Source organism: Pseudomonas sp. UBA3153 (assembly GCF_002364635.1).
Classification (GTDB): Bacteria; Pseudomonadota; Gammaproteobacteria; order Pseudomonadales; family Pseudomonadaceae; genus Pseudomonas_O; species Pseudomonas_O kuykendallii.
This window is the reverse complement of the sequence record NZ_DEYR01000021.1, coordinates 16,342-29,725: the sequence shown is the minus strand read 5'-3', so window position 1 is coordinate 29,725 and position 13,384 is coordinate 16,342. Positions and strand designations below refer to the sequence as shown.

The following is a 13,384-nucleotide window of genomic DNA, read 5'->3' as shown; positions in this document are numbered from 1 at the left end:
AGCGTCCTCACGGACGACCTAGGAAGCGACATGACAACTCTCCGAAGTAATCGCCATCAGCCCAGTCATTGCGCGGGCCTGCGTAGAGCCCAATGCATGAACATCGTCACGGAATCCAATTTCAGCAACAGGCACAGCGTCACAAAGACCAGTAAGAACAGGCTGCAGCAAACGATCAGATACGCCAGCGGAATGGGGGTAACGGCAACCATCAATGGCAAGACGCCCCACACCACCGACAAGGCCGTCGCACTGGCAACCGATATCTTGGCCAGCTCACCAAGCACCGACATGATCGGAGCCTGCGGCAGATACACCCAAACGACGATAAACCCGAAAGGTAGAAAATACAGAACTTCGACCAGTAACTTGGCGCTCGGCAGACCGATATAGCCCAACAGCGCGACAGCCGCGAACACCGTACCCATCATTAAAAAATGGCCCAGAGAACCAAACAGCGAAGGCATTTTGGTCTTATGCAGCGCCAGGGAAACTCGGCCGTTGATGGTAAAGACCACGATGCAGGGAATTGCCAGCGAGAACAGTTGTAGCGCATGGGCAGTAATCGCCAGGCTCTCGGAAGAGTATTTGCCCCGTCCCAACAACACGGCGGTTATCTCTGGCGAATTGAAAGCCATCAACACGCTCAACGGCACCATGACCAACAGCGCCACCTTCACCGCTACGCCGTAAAGCATGCTCAGGGCATCCATCTGCTGACTGGCCGCCAGCATGGACAGCCGCGTATTCAAGACCTCTATAACCGGAAAGGCCAGGAGTGCTATGGGCAGGGTGTAGATTTTCTGCGCAAACGCCAGCGCGGTCAGTTGTCCGGCCGGCAAGCCGCTGGCGACATAGTCGAAAAAGAACACCGATATCATGCTGATGATGCTGGCAAACCAGAACGGCTTGACGACTCGCATGAAGTCAGCCATATCGCCGTTGGCGCTCAAGCGCGGCCTCGGCACCCAACCCAGGGCTTTCATACGCCAGAGCAGAAACGCAAACTGCACCACACGCGACGCCGCCGCACTGATCGCCAGGCTTTCATAACCAACGGTACTGGCCATCGCCCACACACCCAGAACGTTGATCGCAGGCTGCAGGACAATGCTCTGCGCCGCCGGAACAAAGGCTTCTTTCGCCTGTAACAGCACCCGCAGATACTCGTTCAGCACCGTCAGAGCAAAAACCACGGAAAAGTAACGAAGAATCCGCTCGTTGGCGATCAACAGCTCCAGGTTGAAGCGGGACACCAGAGCGAACAGCTGCGCCGGGAACAACAGAATGACCGCTGCCCCCAGTGCCGCCAGGATCGCCAGATAAAACAGAAAGGCATTGGCGAAGGCGATGGCCCGCTCGCCATCACCCGCCTGCATCAGCTTGATGTAGAGCGGCAGGAACACCGCGCTGAATACCGTCGTGATCAATGCCGCGACGACCACCACAAAACCCGAGGCGAACACAAAGACGTCGGTTTGCGCCGTGGCGCCAAACATATAGGCCACGAGAACAAACGACAGGTAAGTAAGGATCGACCCTGTCGCACTGATTGCCAAGTTGCCCAAGGCGACCGAAAACAATGAGCGCTGGGGCAGCTCGCCTGCAGATGTCATGGGCGCGGCAGCATCCGTTCGAGCGTCGCCAGAAACATCGAATAGACCTTGTCGCTACTCAGCGTTGTATGGGCGATCTGGTAACCCTGCTCGGCAATCTGCTCAAGCTCATCAGCATGCTGCTGGTAGTACGCCACCCGCTCCAACAGGTGCTCCAGGGTACCGTCATACGCCACATAGTGAACGCCCGGAATCATGCCGATATCCCGGTACATGGGATTGTCCAGCCCGAAATACGCAGTACCACAGGCCATCCCTTCGATAAAGCTGATACCTGGAAGATCACAAATTTCCTCAGGTACGGCGAACATTCGATAGGAGTTGAAGAACTGGACGATGTCGGCGTTGTAGTAGTTGCGTTGCTTGACCAGAGATTGCGCCTCGGAAGCAACCTGCTCATCAGGCGCTGAAGGCGCAGCTTCCTGAACACGGCGAGACTCATCAAGATCGTAGATAAACGAATCAATGAGATTTGACAACTCATCCTGTCGGCCATATATCTCTCGACGCATTGGCTGCAATTCATTCTGTCCGTAAAAAGCAGAAAACTCAGAAGCTTTCATTTTGTACGTGATGGATCCCGTAACGCCCAACTTGTTGATACGCGCACTGAAATCCACTTTTCGCTGGAAGCGCGATGCCGCGACATAAGGTAAATGATGAAAGCAGGCGGAAATATTGCCAAAGTATTTGCCAAAGAAAGGCGAGTTACTTTTAAGGTCATTTTCCGCGAGAAGAAGATCCGGAGAAAGGATGCGCAGATTTTCACTGCCAAGCACCGGATTATAAGCAAAATGAGTCATGTGAACAATTTTCAGTACAGGAACATTGGAAAGACGTCGAGCCAACACCCGCCCCTGCTCTGCCAAAAAATCTGACTCATGGGTAAAGCAACCGTAGTGCATCAAAAACACCGCATCCGCCTTCAACAACTGCTTCGGCGTGAAAACAAGACGCACTTTAAACAGATTGATTCTATTCAAAAGCGCCCAGAGAATGAGCCGCAGCGAATCCTTGAGCAGATCGACAACTCCCAAAATTCCGGGACGAAACCAAAGGCTGGTTGAAATTGAAGCTGAACCGCCTTCAGCGAAATAGTCAAACAAACCTGAATATTTGTTGGGTAGTTTTTGTCGACCTAAGATTCGGCGCGTAGGATTTTTAAACCAAATATCAGAAAACGGTCGATAAAAAACAATATTCATAAATTTTCCAAAAAACAATTATCCCAACAAATATTTGTCGATTTAACTATCCCTTGAACGCTCGAATTGACGAGATGAGACCGATATCGTTGAACCCCAGCACATCTAGGACACGCAGCGGCTCACCTCCATCAAACGAAATCTCCAATTCGGCAAGCACCGTACCGGACTCCGCATAAAGAGCAGTAACCACCACATCAATGGTGCGACAGCTGGCAAAAATCGCAGCGGTTGCAGCCAGCACATCATCAATTCCCTGTTTGCTGATCTCCCAGTCCCTAAGGGTAACGTTTGCTGCCAAAGCGCCTCCTACACCGTTGATATCCCTAGCGGAGAACGCATTGAAGTATTTTTTGGCCAAGTCTTTTAGTGCAGTCATTGGAGAAACTCCGTCGTCGGGTTGAGTGCAGTTATCTGCTCAATGATTTCCTGGGTAAAGGTACCTGCCCGGATGATCACGATCGGGCGATCAACCCCCACCAGAGAGGAAGGAAGCGCCACGCTCAGATCAGTGCCGTAAAGACGCTTGCCGGTTTTGTTTTTGTCATTGTCCAGAACGGCTTTTATTCTCGAAACATCCAAACCAAAACCGATCAGGTATTGAGCCTGCACATGAGCGCCGAAAAGATAAACGTCCCTCCTCTGTTCGGCCGCAACTCGTTTGTTGATCGTATTGACAAGCGCCCTGTGGTGATCAACATAATCGAGATAAAGCTTTTTGTTCTCCTGATACAACGAACTACTTAGCTCGACATCAGACAATTCGTCATCACGAACCGCGGAATAGAAAATACTATGATCGCTACGGAAATACTCTTTGCGCTCAAGCCTGAATCCGTTGCCAGCCAACATAAAATCAATATATTGCTCGGAAAGATAAATCGTATGTTCGAAGTTCAGGACATTGGTGAACTTACGCTCGACCATAACCTTCATGTTCGGCACCGAGAAAATTAGCCTTTTACCGACCTTGATAAACCGCTTCAAATCTCGCAGAAAACTCAAAGGCTCGTAAATATGTTCAAACAAATGCGAGTGAACGACAGCATCAACGCCCTCCCGCAACGTGAAGTTGGAATCAAAAAAACCTTTTAGTATTGTAGCCTTACATTCAGGAATCGGAGTCGGATTCGGTTCCAGAATTGTCCATGGAATCTGGTGCAGCCCGGCATATTTGACGGAAAGTATGCCGTGGCCACCCCCGACCTCTAGCACCGAATCCGGGGTATAGCTGGCGATAAACTCTGCAAACGCCTGATGATGCGCCTCCCACGATGCGCCGATAAATCCCGCGCCATGAGACTCTGGGTAGAGAATTTCCAGGGGAACCAGTGGATTGAGCTGAATCATTCCGCTGCGGCGACTGATATGAAAGGACATATCGACGCAAATATCATCGGTTGACGGGTGTTTCACGCAGCCCATAAAAACTGGAAACTTCTCGAAACTGAATAAAGGTTCAAGATCTTTCTCGCCCAGAATTACATCATGGTCACGGCGTATCATCATGTTATCCAATCGAATTTTTATAAAGTAGCCCATTCAAGTCGCAGACCAAGCCTAACCCTGGCCTGCTAACTCACGTTGCAGCATAGACTTACCCAACGAATACAACAGCCACGTATAAGGGTGATGATGAAGTGGGGCGATGTTCAAGTAAATAAGCGCAGTCAGGACACGAACCTTCCGTACGTCATAACCATTGTTCGCCAGCCACCCTTCGAAATAGCGTTCGCACTCGACCAGCGACTGCCGACGGTGCACATCAAACGTAATGTGGCCCTCCTGCCAATCGGTGTGATACAGGTTCAGGTTGACCAACTCATGGTTAATAATCAGCCCATGAAGGATTTTGGCCAGGTCGTAGTAAACGTCGCCAACGGAAAGATCACCGCCGAAGTCCTGACGCCAGTCGAGAAAGACAAAGCGTTCCTGCTCGGTAACGATGATGTTTTCAAAGTGAAAGTCCCCGTGGAAACGCCCGGCGAGGCCCTTTGCCAGCCAGTTCCAGTCCACGCTATGTAGAAGACGGCTGAGCGTGGGCATTGCCACGCCGTTGATGGCTTCGGTACCGTCCACTTTGCCGCAGGTACGGTAGAACAGTTCCACCCGCTCCAAGGTTTTGTCCCGATAAAAGCGCTGGCAGTTTTCTTCGAACGCGCTTTGCTGCTCGGCGCTGAGCCGTTTTGCAGACCAGAAGCCCTGGCTGAACTCGAGCAGCTGACGGAATCGAGGCAGAGTCACCACCTCGGAAAGCACGCGGCCTTCAACCTTGTCGTAGCGGTACATGTTTTCGCCGACGCCGGTAATCTGCGGCACATAGCCTTGCAGTTCTGCGACGCGCTTGATGCGGTTGGCGATGAACTTCCTGTCGTCGGAGAACTTGATCACCGCGTCGCCTACAAACCAGATGGCCTCATTGGCCTTATCCAGAATGTTCGGTTCATCCGGCTCGCGGAAATGCTCGCGCGCCGCCGCCAGTGCCTGCGGGCTCCCGGTGTCGTGCCAGGTGAAACGGCGAGCTTTAATACCGTAGCCAAGCAATCGGCGCAGACCATAGGCCTCACCCGTTTCAATCGCGGTCGCCCCTCCTTGCTCCATCGCTGACCAGAAAGCCGCAAAGTCATGGATACCGGACAGGCCGATATAGGGCTTGTGGGTCGCCGGTTCACCAACGCCCTTTTCACAAATATCAACCACGTTGCTGCTTTCAAGGCCAACAGTGCGGTAGGCCCGAATATCGTCAGCCTCGGCGAAGCCCATCCAGTTTTCGGCAGGGGCCGGAATGGCCTCGTCAACCAGGGTGTCGCAGGACGTGAAGACGAAGGGTTGCAGCAAATACTCACGGCAGGCCAGCAGGCTCAGACCCAGCCCCGAACTTGGGCCTTCAAAAGGCTCTACGGAAGCGAAATAAAAGGTCCTCTCGGGGTGAGCGAGCCCAAGGTACTCTCTAACCAGATGCCCTTTATGCCCCAATGCGATGACGAATTCGACGCCCTGAGGAAACTGTTCGATCAGGTGAGACAACGTGGGACGATTGGCGATGCTGACCAGTGACTTGTTCAGAAAGCGGGTAAGTTCTCCCAAGCGCGAACCGGTACCCGCACAAGGTATACAAACGCGATAACTCATTGCGGAGCACGCTGGTAGTCATCGACCAAGCGGACCACATCGTCCATTTCTGGCGTGGAGGCTTCCAGATACACGCTGTCTTCAACTCCTTCCATACGATGAATAAGGCCCGGAGGAATGGTGATCGTGTCGCCAGCGCGATAGAGCTTATCTTCCAAAGTATCCTGGCTGGTGCCCTGAACGATCTTCAGAACCCCGGACAATACGTAAATCGTCTCTTTCTTGAAGTTGTGATACTGGAGGCTGCAGCGATGGCCGGCCCACATCGTGAGTTTCTTGACCATATACTTGTCGTTGATCTCGACAACTTCCTCTCTACCCCAGGGCTTTTCAATGACTTTGTATTCGCTCATGGCTCACTCACTCAGACTTTATACCGGGCATATTCGGGGTGGAATTCGAAAAATTTATCGTAAAAGCCCTTTACATACTGCTGCATCGACCATTGACTCGGAAAACCATACTTCCTGCGCATCCACTTACGGCCTTCAGCAACGTAGAGACGAATGTTTTCCTCATAACCCTCGGTCTTGATTTCATCAGCACGATCCAATAGATAGGACTCGTTCTCGCCAGCCCAAACCTCAGCGGTAATCGCAGCTGCCCAATCATTGGCATACGCCTTGGCAATCAATTCGTGCTCCGAGCCGTAACCGCGGAAATTGCTGCCATCGAACAGGAAATTCATTTCATTCGGCGCTTCGGTTTCACAAATACTTTCGATGAACTGACGTCTCAACAAGTAGGCGTTGTTATGGATAAACCAGAAGTATTTCGTGGTTTCCTGCCTGAGCAACAGGCGCTCGCCCCAACGCTCGGAACACGGAGAAAGAATACCGATACGCGGCTGTTCCGATAGAATACGAACAAGAGGCGCCAACGTAGGCCCGGCCTTCAATTCGGTATCGTTGGAGAGCAGAAAGAATGCGCCATATTGCTCGAAGCGCCGCTCCTTCAACAGCTGTACCAACCCGTAGTTCATGCCGCGGCCATAGCGCAGGCCGTTCTGCATGACATCGAGCGTATTGGCGTGCCATGTGGCGTACCGGCTGAGTTTTTCAGGATCAGAACCGGCTTCCACAACAAAAATGTCGGTAAGATCGCTGTCGTGTTGAACCAGATGTTCGTACAGCCGATCCGTCACTTCCGGCAGATTACGATTGAGAATAATGGTTGCGACAGGTTTCATGCGGCCCTCACCAAACGGAAGCTACGTAAGTAACGCAGGATGCTGTTCTTCACCTGTTGTTTCAGATGGGCCTCAAGATCTATGTGTTTCCTGGCCAGCAACTGGCTAGCCTCGGCTTTCAACTCCTTGCACTCTGGCGTCGAGAAAATATAGTGGCCGGCTATCAAGGAACGATCGCGGTCCGTTGCGCTGGTGCCTTCAAGCATCCACTTTTCCCATTTCCTGGACTCATGCGCGACCGCCAGGAAGCGATCAGCCAGATCATCGAAACCGTTGGACTCCAGAATGGCTACCAAGGCCTTGCTTTCGGCCACACCGAACTCAGGAGCAACGTTGGCGGCATGGATACCGAGACGGGGATGCCACTGCAAGGCCTCATCCGACAGGTAGTCGGTATTGTGTTCCTTCATGAAAATGCCGTGACGATTGCAAATCTCGATCATTTTCGGCAGCTGGATTTCGGCCGGAATTTCATTGGCGACGCGCACGGGTGAATCGAAGGACCCCACATTGCGCATTTCCATTACCCGCGTCCCGCACTGAATCACCACGAATGCGGGCGGATCGAATTTATTCTTCACACAAAATTTATTTATTTCATTAAGTGTGTAATCGAGTTCTTCCTGAGAGTTTGTACTACCGCTTTGCTCTTCAGTGCCGACCTCGAAAATTACTTCACGATTCATCTGCTGCGACTGCGTCCAGCAGTAATCGTACAGATCGAAAACTCGATCGAGCACCTCATCAACGTCGGGCTGACCGTGTATATCGATGCTAGGATCAATATGCAGTATCTGGAAACCCGCAGCGATATCCGCACGATACGATGATTTTGCTGACTCCATCGCACGTCTCAAACCCAGTTGCGCACTTTGCTCCTGAGCATTTTGCCAAGGACCACCATGATCGCGCGCAAGCAGAATCTTGCCTTTCTTGTCCTTGTCCGTTACATAACGAGCAAACTCTTCGGTCGTCCAGTTGTTCACATAGCCGCCGCCAAACTCCTCAGCATCGATCTGACGGCGGCTTGCAATCATCATGATTGGAACTTCGTGTTCATTGGCCAACTCGATCGTAGCGTCGACACAATTTACGCTCATCGGACCGACGCCAAGCAGGGTGCAATGTCGCTTTGTCAGGAAGGACTGAAGCCGCTGGTAAATCATACCGTCCACTCCCCCGACAGCTTGCTCTGAGCATCAGGCAAGTTGTCAGGATCAAAAGGGACAAAGAACTTATCAAGGATATGCAGGGCCGCCTCTGCAACGGCACGATCGCCGCCCGACCGCTCGGTTACATATGACGCGAACTGCTTTGCGTTCTTGTCCGCATTGGCGGGGGCTATGCTATAGGCAACCTTGCTCATTACGTAATGGTCGAATATTCCGTCACCCATGTAAATTACAGTATCGAGAGGGTATCTTTCTGCAATCCACTCTACTCTACGAACAGTGCTTACGATATCCAGGTCAAAGCCCATATCATCGACTATCCGCTTCTTGCTGATTGAAAAACCCTTTTTGTCACCGGTAACGAATCGGATATTCAGAAGCCCTTTCAGTAGTGAAAGCCCATCATTATCGTCAGCACCAAAGACCTTCATCACCTTGCCTTCGGCGCTATAGAAAAAATGACCCGTCGTCATCACTCCATCGACATCAAGAATGAAAATTCTTGGTTTGGCCTTCACATACCCCTCCACCATGAAAACTCCCTAAGGAACGAATTTATAGAAACATAATAAACTTAAATCCGTACAACAAAGTAAACGACTACCGGTCCGATCTTCAAAACCTGTTACGCATAATCGTTCAAGGACAATAGTTTATACCCTCAATCATTTATCCAAGCCGAATTTCTGCTTTTTGGGGAAATATTTGGCGGAGCGCCATCGGTCAGGGCGTTTCAGCAAAGACGACGCTAACAATGATGACAAATTGCCAGTAACACCGACTGATCGGCATGTGAAGCGCTCAAGCTACCGAGAAGTACTCACTCATCCTCATTCACCCGATCGCGCAGCTCTTTCCCAGGCTTGAAATGCGGGACGAACTTTCCGTCCAGAGTAACCGACTGGCCGGTTTTTGGGTTGCGGCCGACGCGGGGCGCGCGGTAGTGGAGGGAGAAGCTGCCGAAGCCGCGGATCTCGATGCGGTCGCCAGTGGCCAGCGCCTGGGACATTTGTTCCAGCATGGTCTTGATCGCCAGCTCGACATCCTTGGATGAAAGCTGACCCTGGTGAGTGACGATTCGCTCGATCAACTCCGACTTGGTCATGGTTTTCCCTTCTTTTTCAAGCGGCTAGATCATTACGGGAGCTTCGGTTTTAGCACGCTGAACAGACTTTGAACAGTCTGGAAAAGCGTCTAGCTCGATGATTCGAAAAGAATTTCACCCTTCGGCCTGCTGGGCCATCCGCAACCTCAACGGCATTGCCGTCAGCATCGCCAACGGCAGCGGCGGCGCCACCACGCTCACCACCGCCGGAACCATCAGTTCGATGCTCGTCCTCGGCATGTCCCCTGTTGCCGGGCAAAACACCGTTGATGGCGCTGTAGGGCGGCGCCCAGGCGCGCGACCAACGAGGCGAGTGGTGTGATCAACGGGCGCGTCGCCCTGCAGAGCGACAGCGAGGCAGCACCTTCCCGAACGCGGGAACCATCAGTGGCAGCGTGTCGATGGGCACCAACACCATCACCGCGGTGACCGTTTCCACCGTGAATGGCAGCGGCGGCCTGGCGCTGGATGTGCTCAACGTGGTGGGGCTGAACCTCGCCTTCGCCACCGCCGGGGCGATCGATGGCGGGGCCGGTGGCAACAACACGCTGGCCCTGGAACTCCGCGAGCGGCAAGGCGGTGGCACCGGCGGCCTGCTCGACGGGCAGAGCAGTGCGACGCTCAACGGCACAAATGCCTACACCGGCGGAGCGCAACTCTACGGCGGCCCCCTGGTCGTCGACAACGACGCCACGCTGGGCGCCCGGCGGTACGTTCAGCGTCAGCGGCACGGCGACACTGAACCTCAACGTGGCCGGTATCGACCTGGCCCAGAACATCCAGCCCGGCGCCGCATTGAGCATCGGCGGCAGCCTGATCAAGGACGGCCTCGGCGACCTCCTCCTCACCAGCAGCAGCTACAGCGCACCGCAGCCGGCACCCAGGTCGAGTTCCAGCAGCACAGCGGCGTCACCGATACCTGCGCCGGCGTGCTGAGCGGCGGCGCCGAGCTGATCAAGACAGAAGCCGGCTCGCTGACCCTCAGCGGTGCGAACACCTGCGACGGCAGCATCGACCTCCAGACTGGAACGCTGGTGGGAATTGAGCGGGGAAATCCATGCCAGCACCACATCCGCGCTGATCGAAGCGGCGCGAATGATCGCCTCGGCGGTCACCGATCGCCTGCGTCAATCCTGCTCCAGCGGCGGCCGGATGGACGCCCGCGCCCTGCTCTCGCCCTCCGGCCTGGATCGCAACCTGAACGAACCGTGCGGCGGGCAGGTGTCCGGCTGGAGCATGGCCATTGGTGACGAGCCTGCCGGAAGGGGCGATGAAAGCCTGTGGGACCAGACGCTGGCGAGCCGCGGCAAGCTCAAGGGCGACAGCAACACCGCCGAGCTCGAACGGCGCAGCTCCGGCATCCTGTTCAGCTTCGATCAGAAGCTCGACGAACAGTGGCGCGTCGGCGTCGCCGCCGGCTATGCCGAGACCATGCTGGACGCCAGCGCCCGCGGCTCGAAGAGCGATGTCGACACCTATCACCTGGCGGCCTACTCGTCCTACCGCGAAGGCAACTTCAACGCGCGCTTCGGTGCCTCCTATGCGATGCACGAGATCGACAGCCGCCGCGATGTCGCCTTCAGTGGCTTCTCGGAGCGCGCCAAGGCCGGTTACGACGCCCACACAGCACAGGTGTTCGGTGAACTGAGCTACGTGATCGATACCCAAATGGTCGCGCTGGAGCCCTTCGTCGGTCTCAGCCACAGCCGCTACAAGAGCGACACGATCAAGGAGAAAGGCGGCGACGCGAGCCTGCGTTCGGATGGCGACCAGTCCATCACCCAATCCACCGTTGGCCTGCGCGCGGCGAGGCACATCGACCTGGGCCAGGAGGCGGATCTGATCGTTCGCGGCTCCGTCGGCTGGCAGCATGCCTTCGGCAACGCCCAGGGCGATGCCCAGCATGCGCTTCGCCCTGGGCGGGGACAGCTTCAAGGTGGAGGGCGCGCCCATGGCGAGGTACGCAGCGCTGGTCGGTGCCGGCGTGGACATGGCGATCTCGGCACGCAGCCGTCTTTCGGCCAACTACGCCGGCCAGTTTTCCGACAGGAGCCGTGACCATGCCGTCAGCCTGACCTACGCCTACAGCTTCTGAATTGCCGTCCGCCGGATCGCAGTGGTTTATCGCAGGCACAAAAAAGGGCGACCGAAGTCGCCCTTTTTCTCTGGATCGCTAGAACTCAGTTCTGGCTTTCCATCTGAGCGCGGATCAGATCACCAATGGTGGTCGGACCGGTGCTCTCGGTTTCCTGCTTGGTACGCAGCTCTTTCATCGCGTCTTTTTCGTCTTCGACGTCTTTGGACTTGATGGAGAGGCTGATTACGCGGCTCTTACGGTCGATGCTGATGATCTTGGCCTCGACTTCGTCGCCTTCTTTCAGCACGTTGCGCGCATCTTCGATGCGGTCGCGGCTGATTTCGGAGGCTTTCAGGGTCGCTTCGATATCGTTGCCCAGATCGATGATGGCGCCTTTGGCGTCAACTTCTTTCACGGTGCCGCGAACGATGGTGCCTTTCTCATTGAGCGACGCGTAGTTGGAGAACGGATCGTCCTCCAGCTGCTTGATGCCCAGGGAGATGCGCTCGCGCTCCGGATCGACCGAGAGGATGACGGTGTCGAGCTCGTCGCCCTTCTTGAAGCGGCGAACGGCTTCTTCACCGACTTCGTTCCAGGAGATGTCGGACAGGTGAACCAGACCGTCGATGCCGCCTTCCAAGCCGATGAAAATACCGAAATCGGTGATCGACTTGATGGTGCCGGAGATCTTGTCGCCCTTGTTGAAGCGGCTCGAGAAATCTTCCCACGGGTTGGATTTGCACTGCTTGATACCCAGGGAGATACGACGACGCTCTTCGTCGATGTCGAGAACCTGAACTTCCACTTCGTCGCCAACCTGAACGACTTTGGACGGGTGGATGTTCTTGTTGGTCCAATCCATCTCGGAAACGTGCACCAGGCCTTCCACGCCCTCTTCCAGCTCGGCGAAGCAGCCGTAGTCGGTGAGGTTGGTGACCTTGGCGGTGACACGGGTGCCTTCCGGGTAACGGGCTTTGATGGCAACCCATGGGTCTTCGCCCAGTTGCTTCAGGCCCAGCGATACGCGGTTGCGCTCGCGGTCGAACTTGAGAACCTTGACGTCGATCTCGTCGCCAACGTTGACGATCTCCGACGGGTGCTTGATGCGTTTCCAAGCCATGTCGGTGATGTGCAGCAGGCCGTCCACGCCACCGAGGTCGACGAATGCGCCGTAGTCGGTGAGGTTCTTGACGATACCTTTGACTTGCTGACCTTCCTGCAGGGATTCCAGCAGAGCTTCACGCTCAGCGCTGTTCTCGGCTTCCAGGACACTGCGACGGGAAACGACAACGTTGTTGCGCTTCTGGTCGAGCTTGATGACCTTGAACTCGAGTTCCTTGCCTTCGAGGTGAGTGGTGTCGCGCACAGGGCGGACATCCACCAGGGAGCCTGGCAGGAACGCACGGATACCGTTGACGTCGACGGTGAAACCGCCTTTGACCTTGCCGTTGATGACGCCCTTGACAACTTCTTCCGCTGCGAAAGCCGCTTCCAGAACGATCCAGCACTCTGCACGCTTGGCTTTTTCGCGGGACAGCTTGGTTTCACCGAAGCCGTCTTCAACCGCGTCCAGCGCAACGTGAACTTCGTCACCCACGCTGATGGTCAGCTCGCCCTGTTCGTTGTAGAACTGCTCGACCGGGATGACGCCCTCGGATTTCAGACCGGCATGGACAGTGACCCAGTCACCATCGATGTCGACCACGATGCCGGTGATGATGGCGCCCGGCTGCATGTCGAGGGACTTCAGGCTTTCTTCAAAAAGTTCTGCAAAGCTTTCGCTCATGTTGATTCCTGTTGGTTCAAGGGCGGAGAAAACGCCCATCTGCCACATTCCAGACAACGTGGGATACGTTCATGTAAAAAGAGGCCTGCGGGACTAGGACTG

Annotated in this window: 13 protein-coding genes; 2 read left to right on the top strand and 11 right to left on the bottom strand. The window is 54.7% G+C overall.

Annotated features, from left to right (window positions below; translation table 11 throughout):
- Window positions 1–65 precede the first annotated feature (65 nt).
- The 10 genes from murJ to ihfB form a co-directional block, all read right to left on the bottom strand.
- On the bottom strand, window positions 66–1,616 hold the full coding sequence (murJ, locus tag B2X67_RS04795) for a murein biosynthesis integral membrane protein MurJ (RefSeq protein WP_286784769.1): 1,551 nt from the start codon (window positions 1,614–1,616) through the stop codon (window positions 66–68).
- Window positions 1,613–2,821 carry a glycosyltransferase gene (locus B2X67_RS04790; RefSeq protein ID WP_286784768.1) on the bottom strand — a complete coding sequence of 403 codons (1,209 nt, stop codon included), beginning with the start codon at window positions 2,819–2,821 and terminating at the stop codon, window positions 1,613–1,615. Before B2X67_RS04790 ends, murJ begins: the two co-directional genes overlap by 4 nt.
- Before the next feature lie 46 nt (window positions 2,822–2,867).
- Window positions 2,868–3,200 carry a nuclear transport factor 2 family protein gene (locus B2X67_RS04785; RefSeq protein WP_286784767.1) on the bottom strand — a complete coding sequence of 111 codons (333 nt, stop codon included), beginning with the start codon at window positions 3,198–3,200 and terminating at the stop codon, window positions 2,868–2,870.
- The gene (locus B2X67_RS04780; RefSeq protein WP_286784766.1) at window positions 3,197–4,330 is read right to left on the bottom strand and encodes a class I SAM-dependent methyltransferase; all 1,134 of its coding nucleotides are present in this window, start codon (window positions 4,328–4,330) and stop codon (window positions 3,197–3,199) included. Before B2X67_RS04780 ends, B2X67_RS04785 begins: the two co-directional genes overlap by 4 nt.
- A 51-nt stretch (window positions 4,331–4,381) precedes the next feature.
- Window positions 4,382–5,953, bottom strand: a complete 1,572-nt coding sequence (locus B2X67_RS04775; protein WP_286784765.1) for a phosphotransferase — start codon at window positions 5,951–5,953, stop codon at window positions 4,382–4,384.
- Window positions 5,950–6,306 (bottom strand): cupin domain-containing protein, encoded by a 357-nt coding sequence (locus B2X67_RS04770; protein WP_286784764.1) that lies wholly within the window; start codon window positions 6,304–6,306, stop codon window positions 5,950–5,952. The genes B2X67_RS04775 and B2X67_RS04770 overlap by 4 nt, the downstream gene beginning before the upstream one ends.
- 11 nt (window positions 6,307–6,317) lie before the next feature.
- Window positions 6,318–7,142, bottom strand: coding sequence for a hypothetical protein (locus tag B2X67_RS04765; protein WP_286784763.1), 825 nt, complete (start codon window positions 7,140–7,142; stop codon window positions 6,318–6,320).
- Window positions 7,139–8,308 carry a class II D-tagatose-bisphosphate aldolase non-catalytic subunit gene (locus B2X67_RS04760; RefSeq protein ID WP_286784762.1) on the bottom strand — a complete coding sequence of 390 codons (1,170 nt, stop codon included), beginning with the start codon at window positions 8,306–8,308 and terminating at the stop codon, window positions 7,139–7,141. The genes B2X67_RS04765 and B2X67_RS04760 overlap by 4 nt, the downstream gene beginning before the upstream one ends.
- Entirely contained in the window at window positions 8,305–8,847 is a 543-nt protein-coding gene (locus B2X67_RS04755; RefSeq protein WP_273233840.1) for an HAD hydrolase family protein, read from the bottom strand. The genes B2X67_RS04760 and B2X67_RS04755 overlap by 4 nt, the downstream gene beginning before the upstream one ends.
- A 287-nt stretch (window positions 8,848–9,134) precedes the next feature.
- Window positions 9,135–9,419: an integration host factor subunit beta gene (ihfB, locus tag B2X67_RS04750; RefSeq protein WP_090231724.1), complete on the bottom strand. Its 285-nt coding sequence runs from the start codon at window positions 9,417–9,419 to the stop codon at window positions 9,135–9,137.
- 97 nt (window positions 9,420–9,516) lie between these two features.
- Here ihfB and B2X67_RS04745 point away from each other — a divergent pair, with 97 nt between their 5' ends.
- Together B2X67_RS04745 and B2X67_RS04740 are read left to right on the top strand one after the other, a co-directional pair.
- Entirely contained in the window at window positions 9,517–9,741 is a 225-nt protein-coding gene (locus B2X67_RS04745; protein ID WP_286784761.1) for a hypothetical protein, read from the top strand.
- Window positions 9,742–10,514: 773 nt separating this feature from the next.
- Window positions 10,515–11,477 (top strand): autotransporter outer membrane beta-barrel domain-containing protein, encoded by a 963-nt coding sequence (locus B2X67_RS04740; protein WP_286784760.1) that lies wholly within the window; start codon window positions 10,515–10,517, stop codon window positions 11,475–11,477.
- Between the two features lie 122 nt (window positions 11,478–11,599).
- Here the strand turns inward: B2X67_RS04740 and rpsA are convergent, their stop codons facing one another.
- Window positions 11,600–13,282 carry a 30S ribosomal protein S1 gene (gene rpsA, locus B2X67_RS04735; protein ID WP_090231726.1) on the bottom strand — a complete coding sequence of 561 codons (1,683 nt, stop codon included), beginning with the start codon at window positions 13,280–13,282 and terminating at the stop codon, window positions 11,600–11,602.
- Window positions 13,283–13,384: the final 102 nt, after the last annotated feature.